Source organism: Streptomyces sp. TLI_105 (assembly GCF_900105415.1).
Lineage (GTDB): Bacteria > Actinomycetota > Actinomycetes > Streptomycetales > Streptomycetaceae > Streptomyces.
In genome coordinates this window covers 252951-278719 of sequence record NZ_FNSM01000001.1, presented here as the reverse complement: position 1 = coordinate 278719, position 25769 = coordinate 252951, and the positions used below count along the sequence as shown (strand labels likewise).

At 71.0% G+C, this 25769-nt stretch carries 25 protein-coding genes and 3 pseudogenes; 7 read left to right on the top strand and 21 right to left on the bottom strand.

All coding sequences use genetic code 11. The annotated features are described in order from the left end of the window. Positions 1-12: 12 nt before the first annotated feature. On the top strand, positions 13-780 hold the full coding sequence (locus BLW86_RS01405) for a uracil-DNA glycosylase (RefSeq protein ID WP_093872301.1): 768 nt from the start codon (positions 13-15) through the stop codon (positions 778-780). 906 nt (positions 781-1686) lie between these two features. On the opposite strand, the gene BLW86_RS01400 is transcribed toward BLW86_RS01405, so the two are convergent. Next, positions 1687-2010: a hypothetical protein gene (locus BLW86_RS01400; RefSeq protein WP_093872300.1), complete on the bottom strand. Its 324-nt coding sequence runs from the start codon at positions 2008-2010 to the stop codon at positions 1687-1689. Between the two features lie 27 nt (positions 2011-2037). Beyond that, positions 2038-2553, bottom strand: a complete 516-nt coding sequence (locus tag BLW86_RS01395) for a hypothetical protein (protein WP_256341155.1) — start codon at positions 2551-2553, stop codon at positions 2038-2040. A 61-nt stretch (positions 2554-2614) separates the two neighbouring features. On the opposite strand from BLW86_RS01395, the pseudogene BLW86_RS42825 reads away from it, so the two are divergent. Further along, positions 2615-2853 (top strand): annotated as a pseudogene (locus tag BLW86_RS42825) (transposase family protein); the annotation flags it as partial. Between the two features lie 137 nt (positions 2854-2990). Here BLW86_RS42825 and BLW86_RS01390 read toward each other — a convergent pair. Beyond that, the gene (locus BLW86_RS01390) at positions 2991-3569 is read right to left on the bottom strand and encodes a TetR/AcrR family transcriptional regulator (RefSeq protein ID WP_093872299.1); all 579 of its coding nucleotides are present in this window, start codon (positions 3567-3569) and stop codon (positions 2991-2993) included. Between the two features lie 91 nt (positions 3570-3660). Here BLW86_RS01390 and BLW86_RS01385 point away from each other — a divergent pair, with 91 nt between their 5' ends. Further along, complete coding sequence (locus tag BLW86_RS01385) at positions 3661-4107, top strand: anthrone oxygenase family protein (protein ID WP_093872298.1); 447 nt, start codon at positions 3661-3663, stop codon at positions 4105-4107. 545 nt (positions 4108-4652) lie between these two features. Then, the gene (locus BLW86_RS41810; RefSeq protein ID WP_177181523.1) at positions 4653-5216 is read left to right on the top strand and encodes an RICIN domain-containing protein; all 564 of its coding nucleotides are present in this window, start codon (positions 4653-4655) and stop codon (positions 5214-5216) included. 270 nt (positions 5217-5486) lie between these two features. Here the strand turns inward: BLW86_RS41810 and BLW86_RS01375 are convergent, their stop codons facing one another. The 3 genes and pseudogenes from BLW86_RS01375 to BLW86_RS01365 form a co-directional block, all read right to left on the bottom strand. After that, entirely contained in the window at positions 5487-6044 is a 558-nt protein-coding gene (locus BLW86_RS01375) for a hypothetical protein (protein ID WP_093872296.1), read from the bottom strand. Positions 6045-6056: 12 nt separating this feature from the next. After that, positions 6057-6653: pseudogene (locus BLW86_RS42820) on the bottom strand (IS701 family transposase); the annotation flags it as partial. A 96-nt stretch (positions 6654-6749) separates the two neighbouring features. Continuing rightward, the gene (locus BLW86_RS01365; protein ID WP_093872294.1) at positions 6750-7526 is read right to left on the bottom strand and encodes an SDR family oxidoreductase; all 777 of its coding nucleotides are present in this window, start codon (positions 7524-7526) and stop codon (positions 6750-6752) included. Positions 7527-7707: 181 nt separating this feature from the next. Here BLW86_RS01365 and BLW86_RS01360 point away from each other — a divergent pair, with 181 nt between their 5' ends. Then, the gene (locus BLW86_RS01360; protein WP_218137996.1) at positions 7708-8625 is read left to right on the top strand and encodes a helix-turn-helix transcriptional regulator; all 918 of its coding nucleotides are present in this window, start codon (positions 7708-7710) and stop codon (positions 8623-8625) included. Positions 8626-8955: 330 nt separating this feature from the next. On the opposite strand, the gene BLW86_RS01355 is transcribed toward BLW86_RS01360, so the two are convergent. The 14 genes and pseudogenes from BLW86_RS01355 to BLW86_RS01285 all read right to left on the bottom strand — a co-directional run bounded on the left by BLW86_RS01355 (position 8956) and on the right by BLW86_RS01285 (position 23515). Beyond that, a complete protein-coding gene (locus BLW86_RS01355; protein ID WP_093872293.1) occupies positions 8956-9372 on the bottom strand; it encodes an ester cyclase in 417 nt (138 codons plus the stop codon). A gap of 1271 nt (positions 9373-10643) precedes the next feature. After that, a pseudogene (locus BLW86_RS01345) lies at positions 10644-10995 on the bottom strand (transposase family protein); the annotation flags it as partial. 210 nt (positions 10996-11205) lie between these two features. Beyond that, complete coding sequence (locus BLW86_RS01340) at positions 11206-11556, bottom strand: hypothetical protein (RefSeq protein ID WP_093872291.1); 351 nt, start codon at positions 11554-11556, stop codon at positions 11206-11208. Positions 11557-11769: 213 nt separating this feature from the next. Further along, a complete protein-coding gene (locus BLW86_RS01335; RefSeq protein ID WP_177181522.1) occupies positions 11770-11946 on the bottom strand; it encodes a hypothetical protein in 177 nt (58 codons plus the stop codon). A gap of 49 nt (positions 11947-11995) precedes the next feature. Next, positions 11996-12862, bottom strand: a complete 867-nt coding sequence (locus BLW86_RS01330; RefSeq protein WP_093872290.1) for an NUDIX hydrolase — start codon at positions 12860-12862, stop codon at positions 11996-11998. Positions 12863-12889: 27 nt separating this feature from the next. Further along, positions 12890-13981 carry an NUDIX domain-containing protein gene (locus BLW86_RS01325; RefSeq protein ID WP_093872289.1) on the bottom strand — a complete coding sequence of 364 codons (1092 nt, stop codon included), beginning with the start codon at positions 13979-13981 and terminating at the stop codon, positions 12890-12892. A gap of 55 nt (positions 13982-14036) precedes the next feature. Continuing rightward, entirely contained in the window at positions 14037-14795 is a 759-nt protein-coding gene (locus BLW86_RS01320; RefSeq protein ID WP_093872288.1) for a PIG-L deacetylase family protein, read from the bottom strand. A gap of 133 nt (positions 14796-14928) precedes the next feature. Then, positions 14929-15777, bottom strand: a complete 849-nt coding sequence (locus BLW86_RS01315) for a hypothetical protein (protein ID WP_177181521.1) — start codon at positions 15775-15777, stop codon at positions 14929-14931. Between the two features lie 241 nt (positions 15778-16018). Further along, the gene (locus BLW86_RS01310; RefSeq protein WP_256341154.1) at positions 16019-17467 is read right to left on the bottom strand and encodes a phosphotransferase; all 1449 of its coding nucleotides are present in this window, start codon (positions 17465-17467) and stop codon (positions 16019-16021) included. Beyond that, positions 17425-18795, bottom strand: coding sequence for a protein-L-isoaspartate O-methyltransferase family protein (locus BLW86_RS01305; protein WP_256341153.1), 1371 nt, complete (start codon positions 18793-18795; stop codon positions 17425-17427). The genes BLW86_RS01310 and BLW86_RS01305 overlap by 43 nt, the downstream gene beginning before the upstream one ends. Positions 18796-18944: 149 nt before the next feature. Continuing rightward, positions 18945-19724 (bottom strand): class I SAM-dependent methyltransferase, encoded by a 780-nt coding sequence (locus BLW86_RS01300; RefSeq protein ID WP_177181520.1) that lies wholly within the window; start codon positions 19722-19724, stop codon positions 18945-18947. Then, entirely contained in the window at positions 19721-20371 is a 651-nt protein-coding gene (locus BLW86_RS01295) for an NUDIX hydrolase (protein ID WP_371129430.1), read from the bottom strand. Before BLW86_RS01295 ends, BLW86_RS01300 begins: the two co-directional genes overlap by 4 nt. Positions 20372-20453: 82 nt before the next feature. Next, positions 20454-21500, bottom strand: a complete 1047-nt coding sequence (locus BLW86_RS01290) for a phosphotransferase (RefSeq protein ID WP_093872286.1) — start codon at positions 21498-21500, stop codon at positions 20454-20456. Then, positions 21497-23515, bottom strand: a complete 2019-nt coding sequence (locus BLW86_RS01285) for an ABC transporter ATP-binding protein (RefSeq protein ID WP_177181519.1) — start codon at positions 23513-23515, stop codon at positions 21497-21499. Before BLW86_RS01285 ends, BLW86_RS01290 begins: the two co-directional genes overlap by 4 nt. A gap of 663 nt (positions 23516-24178) precedes the next feature. Here BLW86_RS01285 and BLW86_RS01280 point away from each other — a divergent pair. Then, positions 24179-24742 (top strand): matrixin family metalloprotease, encoded by a 564-nt coding sequence (locus BLW86_RS01280; RefSeq protein ID WP_107466031.1) that lies wholly within the window; start codon positions 24179-24181, stop codon positions 24740-24742. Then, entirely contained in the window at positions 24742-25233 is a 492-nt protein-coding gene (locus tag BLW86_RS01275; RefSeq protein ID WP_143060203.1) for a hypothetical protein, read from the top strand. The genes BLW86_RS01280 and BLW86_RS01275 overlap by 1 nt, the downstream gene beginning before the upstream one ends. A gap of 244 nt (positions 25234-25477) precedes the next feature. On the opposite strand, the gene BLW86_RS41805 is transcribed toward BLW86_RS01275, so the two are convergent. Next, entirely contained in the window at positions 25478-25651 is a 174-nt protein-coding gene (locus BLW86_RS41805) for a CsbD family protein (protein ID WP_177181518.1), read from the bottom strand. Between the last annotated feature and the right edge of the window lie 118 nt (positions 25652-25769).

Below are 25769 nucleotides of genomic sequence, written 5' to 3'. Positions count from 1 at the left end.
AGTGGGTCGAGGATGTCGACTGCCGAGGGGTATCCGGTGCGTGCCGCAGCCCAGGCCCGCACGCTGGCCGACATGGACGCCCGACTCGTGGAGTGCCGGGCGTGCCCGCGGTTGGTGGCGTGGCGGGAGGAGATCGCCCTCGAAAAGCGAGCGGCGTTCCGGGACTGGGAGTACTGGGGCCGCCCGGTACCCGGGTTCGGGCCCGCGGACGCCGCCCTGCTGATCACCGGACTCGCGCCCGCGGCGCACGGCGCGAACCGGACCGGGCGGATGTTCACCGGCGACCGGGCCGGTGACCTGCTGTTCGCGACCCTGTACGAGCTGGGGCTGGCCTCCCGGGCGACTGTGACCGGTCCCGATGACGGGCTGGAGCTCACCGGCGTGCGGGTCACGGCCCCGGTGCACTGCGCACCGCCGGACAACCGCCCCACGCCCGGCGAACGTGACACCTGCCGCCCGTGGCTGACCCGCGAGACGCAGCTGCTGCGACCGACCCTGCGCGCGGTCGTCGCCCTGGGCGCCTTCGGCTGGCAGGCCGCTCTGGCGGCGCTGGGCGAGGCCGGGTGGAGCGTGCCCCGGCCGCGGCCGGCGTTCGGGCACGGTGCGCGGGTGCCCCTGACCACCGAGGAGGGGACGAGCGGCTCGCTCACGCTCTTCGGCTGCTACCACGTGAGCCAGCGCAACGTCTTCACCGGCAGACTGACGCCGGAAATGCTGAGCCGGGTCCTCGCCGAGGCGGCACACACCGCCGGCCTGCCGGTCGAACGACGGGACGGGTAGCTGACCCTCGGGCCGTGGTTCCACACGAACGCCGCCATGACCGACGCCGATGGTGCGTAGCCCGCCGGAGCCGGCCCGGTCGGCGCGAGACGGGCGAGGGCCGTGGGCCCTGGCAGACGTGATCGTCGACAAAACGCCGGGCCCGGCTGGTGTGTGACGATGCGACGGACTGGTGAGGACGGCAGGAGAGCCGGCGGCGGCGATCCGCGCGGTGCGCCGGGGCCGCCAGTCGGCGGCGGGGGCGACTGACGGGTGTGGGGGAGCGGTGTCCGAACCAGGGGTGCGTCAGGGCGGGGCGCAAGAAGGCGGCGCTCTGCAAGCACCGCTTGAAGACACAGGCCAACGAACGACCGGACCATGGCTCCGCCTCGGCCGACTGCTGCGCTCCCTGTCCCGTACCACCCTGCGGGGTGTGGTGTCCGTGGCCGCGGCGCTCAGCATGGTGAGCGGAGCCGTCGTCGGCGTGAAGGCACCCCTGCCCCGGGACCCCGATCACAGCGTCCACATCGACAAGCCCGCGGCCACGGGAGTCGTCTCACGCTGCATCACCGCCGCCGGTACGGGCAGGCCCGCCGAGGGACAGCACCTCTGGATCGCCGTCCACATGGAGGGCGCGTACTGCCTGGTCGGCCGGGCCCGGCAGGACAGCACAGAGGGAACGGGTCACTGGAGCGCCGACGCCGTGAGCGTGGGCCCCGAAGAGGGCCTCAGTACGACGTACCTGCTCGCGATCCTGGACCTGGCCCCCCGGCACGGACGCGGCCCTGAGTCGTCTCACCGACGACGGGCAGCCGGACAACCTGTGGCGCCTCGCCTCCCCCGACCTCCCCGACGGCGCGAGCGTCGCGGCGGAACGCCAGGTGATCCGCGACGCCATCCTCATCTGGGCCCGGTGATGGACCGCTGTCAGCGATCGACCACCCACGACGCGTCCGCAGGCCAGGATCCGGTGCCGACGATGTGCTCCACGAGCACGAACGCCTCATCGATGGGAACGGTGTCCTCATCCGGGTACTCGTCGTCCTGCCCACCGGAGAGGACGAACCCGCTGCTCGATCCCTCGGCCCCAGGGTCCACGGCATGCTCACCGGGATCACCCTCTTCTTCGAGCAGCATCACCATCGCGCGCTCGGTATTCGTCACGAAGGCCAGCGACCGCCCGGACGAACTGGTCAGCCACGTCTCGAACTGTCCGCTGTCGACCCTTGCTCGAAGAGCCTCCAGCACCACCTCGGAGACCTTCTGGCCACGAGAGTCTCAGGCCTGTTCTTGACCCTCTGAGGCACTGCGAGCACGCTGCTGGGCGCTGGATGACTCCAGCCACTGGTCCACCATGTCGTCGGCTTCATCCAGGGCCGGATCACGGCTCCCGCTGGGCGCGTAGGCCGGTGAACGATCAGCGCGCAGTGGCAAGTGCGCGCAGTACCAGGCTCGCCGGGCACCTGCTCTCTCTGCCGTCGTGCCCGTACGGAGATAGCCGAGCAATGCTGTCATGACCCTGCGGCGCCCGAAGGCGTAGAGCGCAGGCTCGACGAACCGGCGGCAGAAGCTTGGGTCCGGGTCGTAGACAGCAGCGGTCATCAGCGGATCGAAGAACTCTTCGGCCAGGCCGGCGCGTTCCAACAGTGGCTTTCGTACGGCTCCGGCGAGGTGCCGCGCGCGTCGGTCGTCGGGCACGTCGGCCGCGTCCCCAAGGCCCAGCAGGCGAGCCACTTCGATCGCGCATGCAAGGAATGAGCGTGTTGAGGCCTCGTGGCCGTCGCCTTCGGTCATGGCGGGATCCTCGACCACGGGCCCTACCGGGAGTAGCCGTGATGGAAGAGGCGATCTTGATGTGGCTGGTGTGATCACGGGGTCAGAGCGGCCCTGGAGGATCCCGTTCTCCGGGCTGAGCCCACGTGCCTTCGGGAAGCCGGCGGCGGGTGCTGCGTCGCGCAGGTGCGGACGTGGTCTACAAGGCCGGCAGTGGAGCCTTCCGCTGAGGACAGGCCACTGCCGGCCGCCGCGTACTGGCGAACCAACGTGCCGATGCGGCAGCTCGCCCCGCTGTTCGGGGTCTCGAAGTCGGCGGCGGAGGCGGGTGCCCCGACTGGAGTACGGGGCCGGCGACCTGCGGCTGCGCCGCGCGGGGGCGAGCGAGCGGAAGCGGTGCCGCAGGCAGGCGGCAGCGGGGCCTCGGGGCCCCGCTGCGTGTTCGCCGGGGCGGTGGGTCAGGCCATGGCGAGCCGGTCCACCAGCAGTTCCACCCTCCGCTCGGTGTCCTCCGGTGGCAGTCGTCCCGCCCGCGTCAGGGTGGCCAGCCCGTGCAGGGCCGCCCAGAACGTCTCGGTGAACAGTCCCGGGTGGACGCCGTCCCCGGCGACCTCGCCGAGGCTTTCCAGCAGGGCGGCGAAGGCGTCCTTCAGCGGCTCCGGGGTGTCCTCGTGCGCGAACGCCAGGCCGCCGTCGAGCTGGAACATGGCGTCGTAGACCGCCGGGTTGCGCTCGGCGAAGTCGAGGTACGTGCGGGCGAGGGCGGTGACCCGGCTGCGCGGGCCGTCCGCGGCGGAGGTCGCGGCCCGCAGCGCCGCGGCCATCTCGGCGGCACCCTCGAGGGCGACGGCGCCGATGATCTCGCGCTTGCCGCGGAAATGGCTGTAGAGGACGGGCTGGCTGTATTCGATGCGCTCGGCGAGCCGGCGGGTGGTGACCGCGTCCCAGCCCTGCTGCTCGGCGAGTTCGCGGGCCGTCGCCACGATGAGGCGCTCGCGGTCCGCCCGTTCGCGCTGCTTGCGTTCCTGTACCGACATGATTCGATCCTAGCACCGCTAGACAATCGAGCGGCAGTAGCACTAGCGTTGCCTCATCCGCTAGCAGTGCTAGATCCCTGGAGGGGCTGTCATGCTCAACGCACTCGAGGTCTTCACCACCGTGATCGTCGGCCTGATGGTGGGGGTGGAGTTCTCCGTCGCCTTCGTCATCAACCGGATCCTCGACGCACTCCCCGAGGACAGCGGCCAGCTCGGCCGCGCCCACGGGGGCCGGATGCTCGGCGCCCTGATGCCGGTCTGGTACATCGGCTCGCTCGTCCTGAGCGCGGTCTGGGCCATCGCCGGATGGCACCGCCCCGGCGCCGGCCTCGTCGTCATCGCCGCCGCGCTGCTGATCCTGAGCGTGATCATGTCGGTCCTGCTGCTCGTCCCGATCAACAACCGGAGCAAGACGTGGACCCCCGAGAACCGGCCCGCCGACTGGAAGCAGCAGATGAACCGCTGGGACCGCTTCCACTACGTCCGCGTCGCCGTCATCATCGCCGCCTTCACCCTCCTGGCCACCGCCCTCACCTGAGCCCACGGGCCGACACCGTGCCGGTGGCGCACCATCTCCACTCCCCGGGCGGCAGCGGGCCACCGAAATCCCGACCTCCGGGAACGCAGCTGCCGCCGAGAGCCCGCGCCTGTCATCGGGGCAAGCCGCGCCCCACGATGACCTGCGCGGCTCTCGGCTCTGGTGCGGGTGGGGCCTTTGGCCCAGATCGCCGAGGCATGCAGATGAAGCCCGGCAAGGTGGCTTTCCGGTTCCGGTTGGCTATCTGCTCCCGTCCCTTCGGGACGACGGCCTTGATGCCCCGCTTACGCAGATGGGCGCGGTCGCCGCGGGACGAGTACGCCTCCTCCCCGGCGGCCGCGTTCAGGCGGGGCGGGGACGGCCGACGGACCCGTGGACGCGCGCCTTGGGTCGGGCCACTGCCGGAAACGGTGGTGGGCGGTCGACCGGGCATCGAACTCGGTGGGCGTTTCCCGAGACCGCCCGCCCGCTCGAAACAGTCACATCACTCCCTCGAACTGCTGCCGCAGCCGCGCCGACGGCCGTCGAAGGAACGGGTGTTGCTGGTGAGCGCGTACTGGCGCCCGAACCTCACATTGCGGCAGGCTCGTATCGCCCTGTACCTGATTCTGTCCATGTATCCCGGTGCTGCCGGGTGGGAGGTTCTCATGGTGGGGAAGAGACTGGCCGTGATCTTTGCGGCTGTCGGGATGACGATCGGCCTGAACGCGACATCAGCGAGCGCGGCAGCTGCGAAGTCGGTGTTCGAGGGCATGCCGGACACAGGGAAATGTCTGGACTACCGGGCGGACTACGGACCGTATGTGACCGGCTGCAACTATGGCGACTACCAGACCTGGTACTGGGACAACAGCCTCCCGAAAACGGCGCTGCGGCAGAAGGCGACGGGGCTGTGCCTGACGGCACGAAACGGGTTGATCGCGATGAAGCAGTGCCTGGCCGATGACCAGGCGGCGTACTGGTCGGTGCAGAAGGACGCCACGGTGGGTGCGCTGATCAAGAACTCGGTGACGAACACGTGCCTGGCAAGGAACGCCAACGACCGGGTGCAACTGTCGACGTGCACGGGTGGACCCTCGCAGCGGTGGAGGGACTGGGACATCGCCTGAGCCCTCTCCCGTGAACGATCGACGAGGCGTTCGTCGGCCTGCCTGTTCTTCTTCACCCGGCGGTGAGGTTGTACAGGCAGGTGATGCCGAGCATGGCATGGGGGAAGCCGTCACCTTTGAGACGGCAGCAGGATTTCACTGCCACCGTGGGTGGTGGAGGCCGTTTCATTTGGTGCTGGAGAGAGCCCTTGCCGCGAGTGGGGCGAGCTGACGCAGGCGCTCGTAGTACTGGGTTCCTGCGGGTTCGGCGATTTGAGGGGTGACGCGGTCTCAACACGATCCACCAGAATCATCGAAGTCGTCATCGCATTGGCCGGTTCGACAGCACACAGGCAGCCACTCGGCCGCGATCTCGCGAAGCCGCTGCAGGCGAGCTCTGTCGGGCTCTATCACTGTCAGAATCTCGAACGCGGTGTCGGCGGCGCCGAGTGACCGGTTTGACATCACCTCCTCGTAGAGGAGCCAAATGCCTTGCGTAGCGTGGGCCCTGCACAGTTCCGGAAGATCGAATCCCTTGCGGGCGGATTCCCAGTCCGTCGCCTCTCCTACGACCATGAGCTGGAGGAGGTCGAGAAACCACGTGCGTGCCGGCGGCGCCGTCTCGTCAGCGAGGGCCGCCAGAGCGACGGACGTCACCGCAGGTGCCGGTTCCCACAGGACCGCCGGCGACCAGACATGACCTTCAAGGCTGACATGGATCGGCCTCTGCTCGGGCCCACGCCCCGCAAGCTGCATCAGATACCCGGCAAGATGCTCTGCAGAGTCGCCGCATCCGCACAGCATGCTCTTCCAGTCCTGCCGGGCGATCTCCATCTCGATCAGTCGCATGGATCCCAGACCTTAGTACTCCCGCGGTAGATCGTGATGATGCCGGCCGGGTCCGCGGCTCGCTTGAGATCGGGCCTGGTGGCGGTGTCTCCAGTGGGACCAGCGGATCCGATGGACCGTGTCGTGGACGCGCTGGGCAACGAGGGCGATGAACAAACGGGCGATCTCGTCGCAGGGTGAGAGGGATCCGCTTGTCCCGAGCGTGCCAGCGGGTGGGGTCGTCGGCGCGGACGGCGGGGAGGAAGGCGTGGGCGAGCCTGGCGAGGGTCACCCAGCGAGACCAGGGCGCGTAACGACGGATCAGCAGGTGGCGGCGGCCTGGGGAGCGCTGGGTGGGTCGATGTGGCCCCAGACACGGAAGCGTTGCCCCTGGGCTCTGGCTCTGACTTCGGCAAGCAGCTTCTGCCAGACCTCCTTGGGGGACTTCTTGGCGAGGGCACCGGCAGGGGACTTCCCGGCCTGGGTGGTGGGTTCGTGGTGACGGGCTACCGCGAGCACGTGGCCGGTACCGCCTGTCTCCAGGGCGACGCGCAGACTCGGGTTGCAGCTGTAGACCTCGTCGCCGGTCACCCAAGAGGCGTGGTGGCCGGCACCCAGGAACCGGGTGATCACCGATGGCCGGACCGGCAGCTGCTCATGCGCCGGTGGAGTCCTGCGGGCGTGCGGGCCCGCGCAGGCGGCGGGCCCGCGCCGATGAACCGTCGGTCAGCCGGCCTGACCGGTGGGCATGATGGTGACCTGCTGGAGGTTCACCCGCGGCGGCAGTGTGGCGATGAAGCCGACGGTCTCTGCGATGTCCTGAGCCGTGAGCCACTCCATGGTCTCCCTGGAGTCGGCCAGCCAGTCCCGGGCGCCCTGGTCGGTGACGTGACTCTGCAGCTCGGTGCCGACGATGCCCGGCTCGATCGCCGAGACACGCACGTTCTTCGGGCCCAGCTCGGCCCGGAGGTGGCGGGAGAGGTGGGTCACGTACGCCTTGGTGCCGGAGTAGACCGCGAAGTTCGGGAAGATGTTCTGCGCCGCGATCGATGAGGTGTTGATCAGATCGGCCACACCGCGTTCGGCAGCGGCCTTCACCAGCTGCGGGGTGAACGCGCCGATCGCGTTCATCAGACCGGTGATGTTCAGGTCGATCTGGTGCTTCCACTGGTCCGTCGCCAGCTCCTCGATCGGAGCGGGCAGCATGACGCCGGCGTTGTTCAGGAGCAGGTCGGCACCGCCGAACTCGGCCTCCACCCGATCGGCGGCGCCCTGCAGAGCGACGGCGTCGGTCACGTCGGCAGCGATCGCCACCGCCCTGCCGCCGTTCTTCTCGATACGGATGACGAGGTCCGCCAACCGGTCGGCACGCCGCGCCAGGACGACGACGCGGGCACCCAGGGACGCCAGTCGCTCGGCGGACGCCTCACCGATGCCGCTGGAGGCGCCGGTGACGACCGCGACGCGACCGGCCAGGGGCTGGGACATGGTGTTCGTGGACATGATGCGTACCTTCCAAAGGGCAGGTGAGGAGGGTGAGGTCGCGGCCGGCTCCGCCAACCGCACATCCAGCACACCACCCGGACGGGCCCCTCAGGACGCCATGACTGGCCCTGCCCAGACTGGTACCCGCAGGGCCACCTTGGAGCGGACAAGGCAGCGCTGACGTGCTCACACTGGAGGCATGGACCGCACCAAGGAAATCTCCGGCTTCCTGCGCTCACGGCGCGCGCGAATCACCGCCGAAGAGGCCGGACTGCCCTCCGACGGACGGGTCCGTCGCGTTCCCGGCCTGCGCAGGGACGAGGCGGCCCGCTTGGCCGGCGTCAGCACCGAGTACTACACGCGTCTGGAGCAAGGACGGGCGGGCAACCCCTCCACCGAGGTCGTGGAAGCGATCGCCCGCGCGCTGCGGCTGGACGAGACCGAACGCGAGCACCTCACCGACCTTCTGCGGTCCGGAGCCCGGACTGCACGCCGCGCGCCGGCCAGGGCCCAGCGGGTCCGGCCGGGCCTGCACCTGATGCTGGAGACCCTCAGCCACGTGCCGGCCTTCATCCTGGGCCGGCGCACCGACGTGCTGGCCTCCAACCGGCTCGCCAGGGCGGTCCTCACCGACTTCGACGCCCTGCCCGCCACCCGCCGCAACCTGGCACGCTACTACCTCCTGGACCCCCAGGCCCGCGAGCGCGTGGGCGACTGGGAACGGATCGCCGCGGAGACGGTGGCCATCCTCCGGCTGGAAGCGGGCCGCTACCCCCACGACCGGCAGCTCGCCGACCTCGTCGGTGAACTCACCCTCCAGTGCACCGAGTTCACCGCCTGGTGGAACGACCACCGGGTGCTGCGTCGCACCCACGGCACCAAGCGCTACCACCACCCCTTCGTCGGAGACCTGCACTTCTCCTATGAGTCCTTCCAGGCCCCCGGCGACGCGGAACAGACCCTGTGCGTCTACAACGTCGAACCCGGCTCCGAAACCGCCCAGGCCCTACAGGTCCTGGCCAGCTGGACCGCACCCGAGATCACGGCCCCCGCCACCCCGCATTCGATGGAGAGCGAAGGACGTCCGCCCGTACGACCAGCGCTTGATCAGGTTTGATCACCTGCTCCTGGCACTCGCAAGGATGGCCCCCGCTGCAAGTCGGTCCAGGCCGGGCTGTTCACCTTCTCCCCGCACCCACGGGGGTCTCACCCCGGCGCGGGTTTCAAGGTCCGTGGGAAACGGCTCTCCGTACCCTCGGCCGCGTCGCGTGGTCACCCGGTTGCCCGGCCTGCCGCAGCCAGGCTCGCCCGACTGTCCGTCCCTTGCGGTCGCCGCGCTGGAGGGCTGGTGACGGACGTGTTCCGTGTGCTCGCGTGTGGGGAGTCGCTGGTCCGGGAACGTGCGGTGCGGGTCCGTCGAGCTCCCCGTCACCTTCGCCCCTCGGGCTCAGGATGACGGCAGCAGATTCAGTTGCTGGAGCATGGAGAGCTGGTCGACGACGTCCCAGTGCTCGACGAGTCGACCGTCTTCCAGCCGGAAGATGTCGATTCCGGCGAAGCGGCATGATCGTCCTGTCGGGGGAATGCCCAGGAAAGTTCCGGAGTGAGTGGCGTTGTTGGTCCAACGGATCACGACGCGGTCTCCCTCTGCGATGAGGTCCTCGATGCTGAAGGTGGGGGACAGCCCTTCCACGAGCATGGTCACTCGATCCTTCAGCCCCTCACGTCCCTCGCGCTGCCCGGGCAGCGGGTCGTTTTCCTGATAGTCCGTCGAGGCCAGCTCGTCGACGACCTCCACGCGCCGCCCGTTGAGCACTTCTTCGAAAAGTCGGCGTACCAGCGCCTTGTTGGTCTCGACGGACATGAAGCGGTCTCCTTGATGGTGCCAGTGGATGCCGTCCCTCTCGACGGCATCCAATCTTCGGCGGACAGCCTCTCCGAGCCGGTCTCATCGCGGCACCGTCGCCGCGCCGATGCCGCCTCGGCTTCACTCCACCGGCACTGTCCCTCGCCGTCGACCAGACCGAAGTCGGCGCCCTGAAGGTCTGTGCCAGGGGAAGGGGAAACCCGATTACGGGGGAGCCGGAGGCGGCGGAAGGCCATGCGGGCAAGGCCGGTGTGCTCTTGGAGGACAGCACGGTGCAGGCCCGGTGTGCACCGATCACGCCTGCGTCCGGTGCCAGATACCGCAGGTCGATCCGAAGGTACTGAGCCTTTTCCAAGCTGGCGGTGTTGACCGCGAGTCGGACAGTCCTGCGCAATGACGAAGCTCCTGGTGGACGGGTTCTCGACCAAGATCGCCCGTGTCTGCCGGGAGCTTCGCGTGCTTGCCCGCCCTTCCCCGAGCTCTCGGCTCCGCTCGAGCAGGGGAGACCCCATTCGATCGATCTGTCCAGCCGCACCTCGCGGTTCCTGTCCGGTCGGCTGACAGCCAGGCTGCGGGTGCTGCCCCGGGCCGTGCAGCGGCAAGTGTGGTACGGCGTGGTGAAGGTCCACGCGAACGGGGTTCCCGGGCCAAAGGGGCAGTGAACGACATCGGCACGGTCACCACCTGCGATGCCACCATGTCAACTCCGGATCTGCCATGGGTTCGTGGTGTGTTCGTCTGAGGAGCCCTCGTCCAGGCGCTCGACCTGCACCCGCAGTTCGTCGGCGGCCCTCGGCGGCAGCATGGACAGAGCCTCTTGCAGCGTGTCGCGGCCCCAGCCCTCGCCGCAGCACGGGCAGGTGAACTCGGCCTCCCACCGCCTCCACCGGCGTGGGATGCCGTGGACGCGTACGGACCATACGCTCAGCGCGACAGACACCACACCCGGCGCCAGTCGGCCCCGCTCGAGCACGCGGACGGCTGCATTCGCCGCACCCGACAGGCCAGGAACATCGCGATAACGCACCCAGGGGCTCTTCCAGCCATGTTCCCGCCGCCGAAGTGAAGCCGGCGTTCTACGCGGCGCGACCCCTTCGAATGTCGATCACGGCAGCATCCTTCCACAGCCAAGATCGCCCGGACAGTGCCCAGGGAAACCGGACATCGAGCCGTGGGAACGCCACCTTCATCGACCATCGACGTACGACGTCCTTCGTGGAACGCAGTGCCTCGCCCTCGATCCCCTGCGCGGCAGGGCTGTTCGGTGAGGCGAGGTCGTGCAGGCAGGCGATGCCATGCATCGCGTGGTGCCCGCCGGCGCCTCGCGGGCGGCAGTCACACCGGATCTTCCCAGGCCTTCATCCGGGCAAAGACGTGCTCGACGCGGGCGCGGACCTGCTTGTGGGACTTGCTGTGGGAGGCCTTCCAGCCCGGTATTTCTTCGTCCTTGCCGTGCCGTCGGTACGGGATCACAAGTCCCGGTCCGCGATAGCCGCCGTCTGCGCTGGTCATCGTCTTCCCGACGGCTTCCTTGGCGCCGGGTTCCGCCCAGGCCCGAGCGTCATGGCAGTTGCCCGGCAACGGCCGACCGACCGTGACCACCAGGCGGGTGTCGGCGTCACTCCGAAGACACGAGCGATCCACTGGTTCCCGGGACACGATGGAACGCCTCGCGAGCCGGGGCACGCGGCGACGCGGGCGGCTCGGACAGCGGAAGGCCCTCCGTGATGCGGCAGCAGAGCCGGCGGCTCCGCACGGCCCCTCATCCCGGCATGCCTCGACTCCTGCCGACGCCCCCCCGGAAGCTCCGGTCGGCCCGGACCCGTCCGTTCAGCCTTCACTCACCCGGATCCGCTGCGGCCTTGCGAACGCGTGGGCGGCGTCGGGCAGTCGGGGCGCGGTGCCAAGTGGGGTGAGTCTGCGCGTACGGATGCGGGTGACGCCGTCGCGGCCACTGCGGACCCGGGTCGGGTGGTGGGAACCCGTGGGCAGCTGCCGCACCACGTCGAGGTGGACGATCAGCTCTGTCCCCCCGGTGTGCCGCGTCAGTTCCAGGACCTTGATCTCGTGCCAGTACATGACCACGAGGTTGTTCGGCGGGCCCAGTCCGATGCCGCGGCTGCTGAGGGTGAGGCCGTCCTTGGCCGTGCCGGGCAGGCCCAGGAGCCGTACGGCCGGCAAGGAGGCGGCGATCCCAGCGTGTGCCGCGCACAGGTCGAGCAGTAGGCGGGCTCAGCCCGGTGAAGAGAGCTGTCCAGAACGGTTCTGACGCCGTGATCACACCAGCCGCGACCGAGATCTTGCCGCAGCAGGATTACGTGGGGGAGAGCCGTTGAAGCGTGTTGCAGAAGGCTGCGTCCGGGCAGGTCGGGGCCCGGCTTGTGGCCGGTCTGGTCATGCGGCGAGGGCGAGGTTGTGCAGGGGGGCGACCGTCTGGACCGCCTGATGGCGGCCGTTCCCTCCTTGACGGCGGTCGCGGAGGATCTCGTAGTGCTTCATGCGGGCGAAGGCGTGCCCGACCCGGGTCCGCACCCGCCGGTGCCCGGCGTCGGCTTCTCCGGTATCCGGCACGGCATCCCTTCGTGAGCGCGGAGATTCGGGGGAGACGGTGTCGCCCAGGTCAGACGGTGAAGTACCGGTCGAACACCTGAGGCAGGTAGTCCGCCGTCAAGCCGAGGCGACCGGCTGCGGCCGGCGAGGGTGCGAAGCCGATCTCGTCGAGTTCCGGCCCTGTGCCGGCCCCGGTCTGCACGACAGACAGGTCCGCGTGCAGGCGGCGTACGAGCGCCCCGGAGACGGGCGGGCAGAGAAAGTGGAAGCCGAGGCTGCCGAACCGGCTCCCTCGGGTGAGGGCCCACAGCCGCAGCTCCTCGACGGCGACGCGCACACCGGTCTCCTCGACCAGCTCGCGGGCGGCGTGCCGGCGCAGCTCTGCCGTGTTCAGGGCCTGGCCGGCCAAGGGTGGTTCGACCGCGCCGCCCGGCAGGGTCCACCGGCCGGGCGCCGCTGTGGCGGGAGACCCGCGCCCGACCACGAGCCCCCTCTCGGTGGGCAGGAGAACGGTGACGAACACAGACCCGGGGACCTGCTCGGGCGGCCGTAGCCGGCGGAGGGCACGGTAGCGGTACGTCATCGGGGCCCAGCGCACGACCAGGCTTCCGTCTCCGGGCCGGTCGAGGCCGAGGGCGGCCACCAGCGGGCCGTCGAACGCGGCGGGGTTGCGGGCCGTCGTCTCCTCCCAGAGCCGGTCCACCTCACGTTCCTCCCAGGAGGAGAGGACAGGCGTCGCCTGCTCGGCGAACACCAGCACGCGGGCATCGAGGAACTCGACCGGAGGCCGGGTGGACCCGGATACCTCCTCCGGCTCGGACAGGTCGGCGGCGCGGTTCACGAGGACCGGGGCCGGAGCGTCGGGGTAGGCGGGCACGGCGAGGGGCTCGTCGGACGAGCTCGGGAAGACAGGGGATGAGGCGGGAGTGCTGGTCATGGTTCCTCGCTCTTCTTCGGGCTGGGGCTACCAGGTGTGGGGGCCGGGGAGCTCGGTGACGGGCCGGCGGGCGGCCCGGGGGATGTGAAGGAGGGCGCGGGCCCGGTGGACGGCCGCGAGCTGGTCGGTCGCGGCCGGGCCCCAGTCGAACAGCTCCAGCGCCTGCTCGGGTGTGGCCAGGACGCGGACGTACGTGCGGCCGGTGGTCGGGTCGACCGGCGGCGCGCCGACGCGTGCGAGCGCCGCGGCGTAGCGCACGCGCGCGCAGGGTTCGTCGGGGTCGGACAGGTATCCGAGATACACGGCGCCGGCCAGTTCGGCCGCGGCCTCTTCTCGGGCTTCACGGACGAGCGTGGCCTCGGGGTCGTCTCCGTCCTCGGGTTCCGGGGTGCCGCCGGGCAGACAGGCCGCTCCGGTGTCGGGTTCGAGGAGCACGAGGACACGGCCGTCCGGGGCGAAGGCCCAGCACCAGGCCTGCCGGAGCACGAGATCGCCGGGGACGGGGTGGGCGTGGAAGGGGAAGTGGTGCCGTGCCCGGGCGGTACGCAGGACGCCCGCCCGGTCCAGGACGCTCGGCGCGATCGGAACGCCGTCCTCCAGGAGGACGACACCGGCGTCGTCGACGCGGGCGCGGAGGGCGGACAGGGCACGGCGGGCGTCGCCCGGGGACATGAGGGTGGGCAGGTCGGCGGGCTCGACGAGTTCGACCGCCTGGATCTCGTCCGCCGCCAGGCGGATCGCGGCGATCTGCTCCCCGCTCCAGACGCCCCCGTCGAAGACGTGCAGGATCTCGCCGGGGAAGCGCATCTCCTCAGGTGCCTGGACAGCGGCGGCGGAGACCCAGTCGACCGCGAGGCCGCGTCGGACGGTGAGGGTGACGCCGAGTTCCTCTTCCACTTCCCGGACCGCGGCCTGGGCGGCGGTCTCGCCCTTGTCCACGGCGCCGCCGGGCAGGAGGCGGAAGGGCCGGTAGCCGACCTTCTGGACCAGGACCTGTCCCCGCTCGTTGGTGATCAACACGGAGGTGCCGGCCCACAGGGCCGCCGACGCGCGCAACGCCCCGTACTGCTCGTCGGTCATCTTCGTCGAGGGCGGCTGATCAGCGGTGTTTGTCGTCATAGTTTCTCCGATCGGCGAAGTTCGTGTCGGGGGGAAGGGACGTGAGGGGGGCGGGTCAGGCGGTGACCCGGTCCGCTACGGCCGGCGCGGGGCCGAGACCGAGCCGGGTGAACTGCTCGGACCGGATGATCCGGTGTCGGTCGGCTTCGGGGAGGCGGGCGAGGACACCGGGCAGGGGCCGCTCGCGCGCGACCTCGCCGCGGTGTGCGAGGATCGCGCGCCACTTCACGTCGGCCCACGGCGAGACGTCGACGCTCGTGGTCACGTACGCGTCCGGAACCGTCAGCACGCTCTTCCCCACCCTCTCCATCAGCGGGCCGAGCAGGCCCACACCGGACTCGGAGTGAGTGGCCGCGTACAGAGCGGCCGGCCACCATGGCGGCCCCGCCTCAGGGTGCAGGCGGGCATGGCCGGCCGCTTCGACCGCGAGCAGGGTGATCTGGTGCGTCCGCACATGGTCGGGGTGGCCCGTCAGCTGCCCGACCGCATCGTGCGTCACGACGATGTCGGGCCTGAAGCCGCGGAGATGGGCGACGAGACGGCCGATGGCCTCGTCGAGAGGCGCGTCGACGAGACGGGCCTGCCCCGGAGCCGCTTCGGGGTTGCGGGCGTCGCCGTAGCCGAGCAGACGTGGGGTACCGGCTCCGAGGACGGCCAGTGCCTCGGCGAGCTCGGGCGCCCGGTGGCTGTCCGGCGCCCAGGTGGCGGTGACCACAGCGGTACGGGCGCCCGCGGCGGCGTGCTGGGCGAGGACCCCGCCGGCGAGAAGAGCCTCGTCGTCAGGATGGGCGAAGACCCCCATGAGGCTCGGCATTCCCGGATTCGCCACGGTGGTCCTTTCCGAGGTCGGGTCGGATGATCGGCGGCCGGCCGACGGCGGTGAGCAGTACGACGTCGACGCGTGGAGGGGGCACGGGCTTCCTCCGGGGACGAGGAACGAAAAGGGGTCAGCGGCGGGGGACCGGGACACCGGTGAGGTGTTCGGCGTGCTGGGCGATCAGCGGGGCCAGGTGCGGATGGACGCCTCGGCCGCAGGCCTGGAGGAGCTGGCCGAGGGCGACGAGCTCCCCGGCTCGGCCGGCGGGCGTGTCGAGCACGTCGGCGAACTCGCGCCGGAGGCGGGCCGCGACGGCGGGCACGGTCAGGGCGTAGGCGTGGAGGAGCCCTTGATCGAAGCCCACCGGCATCCGCCCCCATGACTCCCAGTCGAAGACGACGAGGGCCGGTGCGGCGACGTTGGCCCAGTGGAAGTCGCCGTGTCCGGTGGTGCAGTGGCTGATCCGCGGCGGGTCGATGCCGAGGAAGGTACGGAGGGTGCGGTCGATCCAGGACTGCCGCACGGCCTCACGATCGGTGGGCACCGTGGCGAGCACGGCCGACGCGGCACGCAGCTCTCGCCACCAGGCGTCCGGCAGCCCGGGATCGCGGTCGAGCACGGGACTGCCGACGACGACGGCCGGTGTGGTGACGAGTTCGGTGAGCTCGGCCCGGTAGGCGTACGGTCCACCCGTCCAGTCCAGGAGGTTACGCAGCCGGGGGCGCGGCACCGCCCGGGGGACCGCCGCGTCCGCGAGGGCAGTGCCCTCCCACAGCCGTCCGCCTGCCTTCCCGGACGGCACGCAGACGACGCGCAGCCAGCTCGTGCCGGCGCGGCGCCCGAGCGTGCGGCCCCGCCACCCCCACACCTCCGGGCCGGTCGGGGTGACCTGCAGGCCGCGGGCCGCGGCGGTGAACGCGCGGCGCATCCGCGCAACGTCCTCGGCAGCGGCCGGCGCCGTGAACACCGGTGTGCTCATGGTCGGTTCCTCGATTCGTGTCGGCCTGCTCAACGGTCGTGGGCAGGGGAGTGTCACGGCCGACCGCCGCGATCGGCGCCGCTGCGGCGAGCACCTGCTGGGTGGCGCCGTCGGGAGGGACGTTCCTCGTGGTCACGTGCACGTCGGCGGGCGGCCGGATCAGCGCCTCGAACCGGTCGGCGGCCCGGTCGTTGTCGCGCCGGGTGAACGGCGCGGTGTGACCGCCGCACGTCGGGATTCATCACGGGGCTCCTTGCTGACGGAAGAAGGGCCATGCGCTGCCGGTACGCAGACGGGCGAGGGCGCGGCGGCCGCGCTCGACGAGCTCCGGGTCCCCGGCCCGCGTCCCGAAAGCGACGCCGGAGACCGAGTCCAGGGCGACGCTCGCGACCAGATGTGCCTCCTCCGCACCGGTCAGTGGGCGGCCGTAGCCGGCGAGGAACGCCGTGACCAGGTCCTCCCGGCCGTCGAAGTGGTCGAGGATGCGGACGAAGTCCCTTACCCGGGGCTGGAGTTCACTGCGCTCGACGTCGATGAAGCGCACCGCGCCGTCGGCGCCGAGCAGGAGATTGCGCAGCTGCAGGTCGCCGTGCGTCACCACCGGCGTGAGCGGCCCGAACTCCTGCGCAGCGGCGACGGCCGAGCGGACGCACTCCTCGTCCCCTGGTTCGAGCAGCGGCCGCGCCGCGTCCAGATGCCGCTCCATTCGGTCGTACGGTCCCACGGGCGCGGTACCGGACGCCGTCGCGGGGAGGGGGCTCGCGTGGATGCGGGCCGCGAGCGCGCCGATCGCCTCGAACACCGCGCCCTCCTCGGCTCCGGTCAGCACCATGCCGTGCAGGGACCGGCCCTCGACAGCGGTCACCACGACCGACCGGAGGCCCGGGTCTGCGGCCACGAGGCGGGGCCCGGCGCCGCCCAGGCCGGGAACCCAGCCACGCAACGCGGTCGTCTCGCGGCGGTGGAACTTCTCGTTCTGGTGGACCTTCACGAACCACGAGCCGCCCGCCGCCCCGCGCACGCGCCACACGCGGCTGTTCTCCCGGGCCCAGGACACATCCGTCCACGCGGTGATGCGGCCGACGGCGCGCTCGGCGAACTCCCGCACGCCCGGCTCCGGTCCAGGATCCGCAGCCCCCGGCCCGTGGAGGAGGCGGAGACGGTCGACGTACGGGTCGTGGGCGATCGGGTCGTCGGGGGCATGGAAGTGCAGAGCGACCGGTGCGCCGGCCCGGTAGGCGTCGAGCCCGGCCCGGCAGTAGGCGACCATCGGCTCCGGAAGCGCCGTGAGCGGGAACCACTCCATCGCGTCACACTTGTCCGGCTCGACGACCCGCGGGACGCCCTGCCAGCGGCGGACCTCGAAGAAGAACCCGACCCGCTCCCGCCCTCCGCCCGGCGGCCGATGGTGCACGATCACGGCCGCACGGACATCCCCCGGATCCACGACGAGGCCGGTCTCCTCCAGCGTCTCGCGTACGACGGCGTCCACGACGGTCTCCCGCTCCACGTGACCCGACGGCGCGTGCCACAGACCGGATGCGTACACGTCCCCGGCCCGCCGGGACAACAGCACCTCCGGACCCTGCTCCCCGTCGCGGACGGCGATCAGGTGCACGTCCACCGGCACGGTGTGCCGCACGCCGCTCACGTGCCGTCCCCCGGTCGCCGGGCCCACGGCACCGTGCACGCAGGGTCCTCGACGCCCCCGCCGCCGTCCTCGCTGTGCTGCTCCGGCAGCTGTCGGGCTTCGTCCTCCAGGACCGGCAGGCCGACGTCCCGTACCGCATCGGCGGGGGTCCCCGGACGGGGCACCTGACGGGGGACGGCGGGCAGTGGCGGCAGCGTCCAGGCGAGGGCTTTCGACCCCGTGCCGGAGGTGACGTGCTGGGGACCGGTGCCGTCGCCGAGCTCCACCCGGTATGCCTCCGGCCGGCCGGCCCGTTCCCAGCGGGTGTGGAGCTCTTCGAGCTCGGCCCAGATGTCACGCGGCCCGTGGACGCGGACGGTGCCGTCGCCGGGGCCGGCCACGGCCCATGAGTCTTCCTCGGGGGCGACGAGGGTCATGGTCTCCGCCTGGAAGTCCCTTACCACCGCGCCCACGTGGTAGGCGGCGGCCAACCAGAAGCCGTACGCCTCGTCCGGCGGCGGCGCGAGCCGGGTAGCCCGCGGTGTGCCGGGATCCGCCTCGATGCGGGCACGGTGGTCGATCGCGTTGAGCCACCGGTGGCCGAGCATGGGCCGGTACCCGCGCGGCCCGCCCCGCAAGGTCGCCTCGACCAGGCCCGTCCTGGTGCGGGTGACACCGAGCCGGCCGGGCCAGCTCGGTGTGCGGGTCGCCAGCGTCGTCAGCAGCCGCCCACCCGGCGCGAGCTGCTCCACCCACGCCTGCGGGACGCCGGGGACCCCGATGCCGGAGTGGATCCGGTCGAACGTCCCCCCTGCCGGGTGCCCGTCGAGGGCATCGCCCTCGACGACGGCGGCCCCCAGACCGATCCGGTCGAGATTGCGCCGGGCGAAGGCGGCCATGTGGCCGTCACGCTCGACTCCGACGGCGAGGCGGGGGCCGGTGACGGCGGCGGCGAGAGCGAGAGAGACCCCCGGGCCCGGGCCGAGTTCAAGGTAGCGCTGCCCGGGTTCCAGCCGGAGGGCCTGAAGGACTTCGACGGTGACTGGGGAGTACGTGGACATCGAGGTCATGTGCCCGCCGGTCACCGGCCCGCGCGGCAGCGCGTCCAACTGCTCGCCGTCGCGTTGCAGGAGGATCGACTCGTCGCCGTGGATCAGGTCGAGCCACTCCTGACAGTCGTCCGGATGCGAACCGTCGAGGAGACGCCACTCGATCGGATCGGCGCCCGGACCGCTGACCCGCACGTACGCGTGGGGCAGAAGCACCTCGCGGCGCACGTGGAGCAGGGCGTCGCGCAACAGGGGATCGGTCAGGACGTCTGCGGAGGTGAGACGGTCGACCATGGCGGCGCGCAGGCTGCTCGTCGCGGTCTGGAGATCAAGGGACATGCCGGCCGTCCTTCGTGGGTGAGCAAGCGGTCGCGGGCATGGTGCTGAGACGGCAGACGGGAGGGCCCCCGGAAGGCCGGCCGGGACGAGGCGGGGCGCGGTTCCGACGAGCAGCGCCGCGTGCGCCGAGAAAGCGGTGCGGATGGGCGTCATGATCGACTCCGCTCCGGTCGGCGGGCCAGGGTGTGCACGAGGTGGCTCATGTCCCGGTACGGGCCCCGCCAGGACGCGGCCCACTCCAGCTCCAGCGCCGCTGCGTACGCGATCGGTTCCGGCGCCCAGGTGCCGTCGAGGTGGTCGTGGAAGATCCGGACCTCCTGCCAGGGCAGTGGCGTCAGCCCGTGGTCGGCCGCGAGCCGGTCGAGGGCTTCCGCGGTGTCGCCGCGGGTTTCCCGACCGAGATTGCCGACACTTCTGTCCGCTCCGGACTCGATGAGCCGACGCGCGGTCGCGTAGTCGCCGCCCAGTGCCTCGCGCACGCCGATGGACCGGCGGTTCTTGGCGAGGATGCTCAGCAGTCCGCCCGGCGCGACGAGTCCGGCCAGGCGGGCGACCGCCTCACTGGGCTCGTCCAGGTACATCAGCACGCCGTGGCAGCAGACCGCGTCGAACCGCTCCCCGTCGAAGGGGAGGGACTCGAGGCCGGCGTCGACCAGCCGGACGCGGTCGGCGAGTTCGGGGCGGGCCGCGAGGCGGTCGGCTGCGGCGGCCAGCATCCGGGCGGACGGGTCGGCGCCGGTCACCTGGTGACCGGCGGCGGCGAGGCGCAGGGCCATCTCGCCGTTCCCGCAGCCGACATCGAGAACCGCGGCGGGACGGACCGGGAGTTCGGTGAGAAGCCGACGCTCGACCAGGTCGTGGCGGAGCCGGCCCCGCGCGCTGTCGGAGTGGGCGGCATATGCGGCGCCCACCGCGTCGAATCCGGTCATCGCCCCCACCCCAGCTCCGTGTAGGTACGCCCCGTCCGGATGCCCTGGATCGCCGCACGGGTGTAGGGGACGGTCGGCTCGGGCAGGTCCTTCGCGCTCCACCACTGCCAGGCGACGCACTTGTCCGGTTCCCGGAGCTTCGGGATGCCCTCCCAGCGGCGCGCACGGAAGAAGAGTTGGATACGCGGCGGGTCGTCGGGCCGGTCCACCATGTGCACCGTGTGGACGAGCTCGACGTCGGCAGGGTCGATCACCAGTCCCGCCTCCTCGTACGCCTCCCTCACGAGGCACGCGGTAGCGGACTCCGCCTCGCAGTGGCCCGCCAGCACGTGCCAGGACCCGCCGGCGTACGCCGAGTCCGGATGCCGCAGACCCAACAGAACCTGGCCGTCCCGCTCCAGGTAGAGGTGCACACCGACCACGTTCGGCACGGTCCCGGACGGTGCCCTCGCCGGCGTGGTCCCGCCGGCCGCCGTTGGTCCCTCGGCGGGCGCGGGGTGTTCGGCAGCGTGCCGCTCCCACAGCACCCTGCTCGACGGCGGCCTCGTCATGTACGGGAACTTCTCGGGCCGCACCCACGCGAGCATCACGCCTTCGCTGAGGTGGAAGGCGACCAGGGCGCGGATGTGGGAGAGGGCGGGGGACATGTCAGGACCTCGCGGACTGGGGAAACGGACGGCGGAAGGACGGTCGGCGGCCAGTGCCGCGGGACGGAGGGACGGGGGCGGCTCAGGCGAGGTGGTCACGCAGGACCTCCTCGGCCTCGTCGAGCCGGTCGCGCAGCACGGCGGCGGCCTGGTGGCGGTCGCGGGCGTACCGCTCCAGCGAGGCAGTGACCGGACCCAGGCCGTCGAGGACCGAGTTGAGCGGGTACACCGACATCGCCAGGGCGACGGCGGTCACCCGTACTACGCTCGCCAGTTCCTCCACCCCTACGGCCGGGTGGAGGGAGTGGTAGACGGCGGCCAGCCGGCCCAGTCCTTCGGGCCAGTCCGGCTGGGTCAGGACGGTGCGCGGGTCGAGTGCGAGGCGGCCCAGCTCCCAGACGGCACCCCGGCGGATCGGTGAGTGGAAGTCGATCACCGCCGCCACGGCGTCCCCGCGCAGCAGGACGTTCGGACCGGACAGATCGCCATGGACCAGTTGCGACACCATGGTGCGAGGGACCCTGCCCAGAAGCCCTTCGACCTCCGGTGCCCGCGCCAGCTTCTCGCGGGCCGTCTCGACTGCCCACCGCTCGAACGCGCTGGCCGGCGGCGTGGCCTCATAGCGGGAGACGAGATGCTCCAGCCTGGCGAGGGTCCGGGCGAGGTCGATCGCCTTGTCCCTCGGGCCGAGACGGGGCGGCCCGTACTCGTGCCGGGCGAAGCCCCGGTGCAGACAGCCGACGGCCTCTCCGACGGCCTCCCAACGGCGCCCGGTCAGCCGCCCGTCCGCTGTCACCGCGTCCGGGACGTACCGGGTCACCGTCATGACCAGACCCTGGTGCGCGGCGACGAGCCGGCCCTGGTCCGTCGTGCGGCGGGCGGCGGCGACCGGCACCCGGCACAGGCGCGCGTACTCGCCGAGCCGGGCGGCGGCGTCGACCGGTCCCAGCGCGGTGCCGACCGGGTAAGTCTTGACGAACCACTGAGAGCCGTCGGCCTCGGTGGCGATGTAGTTGTGCGTCGCGGTTCCTGCCGGGCCCGGCTCGATCGAGGCGGGGACGATGCCGAAGCCGCCGGTGAGCAGAAGCGTCACCGGCGAGCTCCGCGCCTCGAAGACGGACGGTGTCATGACAGCACCTGCCCCTCGCCAACGGCGTCGGCCGGTTTGCCCGGCGCCGCTTCCGCCGGGACGGCCTGCGCCGGCAGCGAAGGGTTGAGGAACTGGCGCGCCTGCAGTTCGTACATCTCCCGGAACACGCCGGCCCCGGTGGCCGGGTCCATGAGTTCCGCGAAGGCGCCGTGCTCGACGACCCTGCCCTCGTCGAGCACGTAGATGAGGTCCGCGGTCCGGACACTGTGGAGGCGGTGGGTGATCAGGACTGTGGTCTGGCCCGAGCCGGCCAGCTGATGGATCTGGTCGAAGACCCGCTGCTCGGCAGCGGGATCGAGCGCGCTGGTCGGCTCGTCCACGATCAGGACCGCACCGTCGCGGTGCCGGGCACGGGCAAGGCCGATCTTCTGCCACTGTCCGCCGGAGATCTCCTGGCCGCCCTTGTAACCGCGTACGAGCAAGCTGTCCAGGCCGCGGGGGAGACCCTTGACGACCTCATCGGCACCCGCGTAGACCGCTGCGGCCTCGACGCTCTGGTCGTCCATCGCGGCGCTGCTGCGGCCGATTCCGATGTTCACCCGCGCCGTGAAGGGCCAGCGGAAGAAGTCCTGGGCGACCATCGCGACCCGGTCGAAGACCTGTGCGCGGTCCGCTTCGGCCGTGCTCACGCCGCCCCACAGGACGTGGCCGGAGTCGGGAAGCCGGGATCCGCTCAACAGACGGACGAGGGTCGACTTGCCCGAGCCGTTCCTCCCGACCAGGGCGACGGTCCTGCCCCGGGGGATGACGAGGTCGACCTCGTGCAGGGACGGCTTGTCGGCCCCGGGATAGGTGAAGGTCACTTTCTCGAACCGGATCTCGTGCACGCCCTCGGGCACGTCGACCCCGCCGACGGGGATGGAACGCCGGGCGGCCTCCTCGCACAGCTTCTCCAGATCGGCGACGAACAGGGCTTCCTCCTGGACGTCGGTGACGCGCAGGACGAGGTCCGTGATGCTCGCCGCGCCGGAGCGGATCGCCAGCACCGCCGTGCCCGCGACGGCCAGGCCCATCTGCCCGTGCCACAGCAGCAGCCCGAGAGCGCCGTAGGTGGCGACGGTCGCGATGCCGCGCGTCGAGTCCGCGACCAGGTTGGTACGGGCGCCGGTCCGCGCGAGCCGGGTCTGCTCCCGCTCGCTGGTCTCTGCCATCTGACGGAAGTGCGTGAGCAGGAACGGGGCCGCGTCGTGGACGCGGATCTCGGCCGCGGCCTGCGGGTTGATCAGGAGCTGGCTGATCAGCTTGGCGGCCCGCACGTGCTGCACGAAGCGGTGCCAGCTGATGTACCGGTGCCGGGCCATGGACAGCGAGCCCCACGCGCTCGGCAGTGCCATGAGAACCAGGAGCGGCAGGAGGACGGGGTGCAGAACGGTGAGCACACCGGCGGCGGCGATCAGCGAGATGGCGGAGGTGACCACGGCGGTGCAGTAGCCGACCATCCGCCTCGCCGAGTCCGCACCCCACTGGGCGGAGTCCATCAGCTTGTGGAAGGCGTCGTCCTCGATCGCCTCCAGTTCCACCCGCGCCACCAGGCCCAGATACCGCTCGGTCGCCACCCGCTGGGCCTTCGGCTCCAGGATTCCCGTCGCGGCGGACGAGGCCGACCGGCACGCCGAGCCGATCACCGCGAGGACGGCCACCAGCGCGAGCGACGGCAGCGCCGCACGCAGCCGACCGGTCATGTCGCCCGCGGCGAGCAGTTCGACGAGCAGGGTGTTGACCGCGATCAGGGAGACGGCCTGAGTGATGCCGCGGGCGATCTCGCTCACGGCGACCGTGGTGAACGCCCGCGAGTCGGCCTCGCGGGCCAGCCGGACAGCCACCGATACCTGCCTCGGCAGCGAGCCGGCCATCGCGCGCAGCCCCAGCTTCAGCCAAGCACCGTCGTGGGCTCCCCACCCGTAGTCGTAGGTGAGCTCACCACCGAACAGCAGCTGCTCGGATTCCGACGTGCTCTCCGCGGCGGCTGCCAGCGGGTCACCGTTGCCCGTCATGCGTCCCACCTCGCATCCGGGTGTGCTGCGCGAGGGGACGCGTCGGCCAGGAGCGGGGCTGGGGCCATGGCCGAAGTCGTGGCCGTGGCCGTGGCCGTGGAGAATCCGTGCCCGGACCGATCGGCCTGGGCAAGAAGAGTGGGGAGAGGGGACATCACGGTCTCCGATGGATCGAGCGGGGGTGTCGGATGGCTCAACGACGTCGGCCTGCGTCTCGAACACACGTGTTTCGGACGGCATTCGAACCCCGGCACCAGGCGAAAGCTCGTTCGTGCGGTGTGCATCGATCCGTGCGGGACGGGGGTCCTTGCGAAAGCCGGGTATGGCCGAAACGCCGACACCCAAGGCGAGTAGCCTGCAAAGGAGTTCGGCCTCGCAGGAGACGGCAGCCCCATGTCGGCAAAGCAGGGGCTTCCAGGGCGCGGCTCCACGCGCTGACGCGTCGGGGTCGGGAAGGGGGACGGGCGGGAGTGTCGGCGTCCCTGAATCCCGGCATGTCCCTGCCCTGCACTTCGAGGGGCAAGCCCAGCAGCGGCGTCAGAGCCCGACCGCCCCCGTGCCGCCTCCGCCGTCACCTCGCGCGCGTACGTCGAGCACGGCTGTCGCCGTCAGAACGCTGGAGAGTAGACCGAAGGGCGTACAGTTACCGTTACGCTACGCACCGTGAACACGCGACAGTTACCCCTGCTCGTCTCTGCGGCAGCGTGCCTGGCGCTCGTGGCTCCGCCGGTGCCGGCGTACGCCGCGGACCCCGCTCGATGCGTGGGCGGCGAGACCGAGTCCCGTGGGAAGTCCGCGGTCGACGACGGGGAGATCCGCTGGACCGACAACACCGGCTATGACGACGCCCGCAAATACGCGATTTCGAAGTGGCAGTACAGCGGATCGAAGATCAAGATCGTCGCGGACTCCGCGATCACCTCGAACGACCTCGAATTCAAGGACGGCAACCTGGGCACCGGCCCGAAGGACCCCTTGGGCCGGTACGAGCGGCATGGGTCGATCGGTGCGACCGACTACATCGTGTTCAACAAGCAGAAGCTCCGAGGCGCGTCCAAGGAGCTGCTGCGGTACGTCGCGCTGCATGAGCTGGGGCACGCGCTGGGCCTGTGCCACAAGGCGGACACGGTGATCTCGCTGATGTGGAAGGTGGCGCCTTCCGCAGGTTACGAGATCACCTGGATTCCGGACATCGACAAGGCGAACTACAGGAAGTTGTGGGGCTGATGAAGATCATCATGCTCGGGGCCGTCGGCCTCGGTGTACTCGCTGCTGCGGGGGTCGGCGGCTTCGTGTACGTCCAGCAAGGCGACGACGTGGCGCACGCCGAGTCGCTCTGCGCGGCAACGACGTCCGACGCCGCAGAGGCTGCACGGGCCCAGAATCTGGCCCTGGTGAGCGTCGTGGAGCGCGGCCGGTTCGTCTCGAAGGGCGAGGGCGCCGGCCTCCAGGTGTTCAAAGTGCGCACGGAGGCCGTGTTCAAGGGGTCGCTGCCGGACGAAGCGGAGATCGCCCTGCCCGAGGCGTCATCGGAGAAGCTCCAGGCGGGCAGCCGGTACGAGGTTTCGGTGCTCGGGCCGGAGGACGGCACGTGGCTCACGAGATTCGTGAGGGCCGTGCCGGCGAGCGAGACGGCAGATGCGGTGGGCGCGCACTGGAAGGCGGAGATCGCGAAGAAGTTCGTCGAGACCCCCTGCGACGACACTTCTGGATCGTAGAAATCCATCCGCCGGCCAGGCTTTCCGGGCGGGTTGCTGGAGGAGCCTGTCGGCCGCGCGGCGGAAATCTCCCCACAGGCGATAACAGTGGGGCGCGGACGCCGACCCTCGTGCCGTAGCGCCCCTTCGCTCCGGTGATCTCCGGCCGCCGAGCACACACGCCACCCGCTGCTGTCCGACGGGGGCCGGCCGGGCTGGCCGCTCCGTTCCTCATGCCCGGGCGCTCCGGGAGCCCCTTGCCGACTCAGTGTTTGAAGGCGTCCTTGCCTCGCTCCTTCGCTTCGCGGGCCTTGCCGCGGGTCTCCAGAGCGGCGCCTTTCACCGTGACGCTGCGGTTGCCCACCGCATGCGCTGCCTTCCTTATGGTCTTGCCGGCCACTTGTTCGGCCTTGGCCTTGATCTTCTCGCTGGCGCTCATGTCCGTTCCTCTTTTCTCCGTGCCCCTACCCAGGCAGCGGCGGAAAATGAGGCAGATCCACGGGCTGTCCAGGGGTGTCATGTGACTTTCGCAGGAGCAACGTGCGGGAGGGGCATCC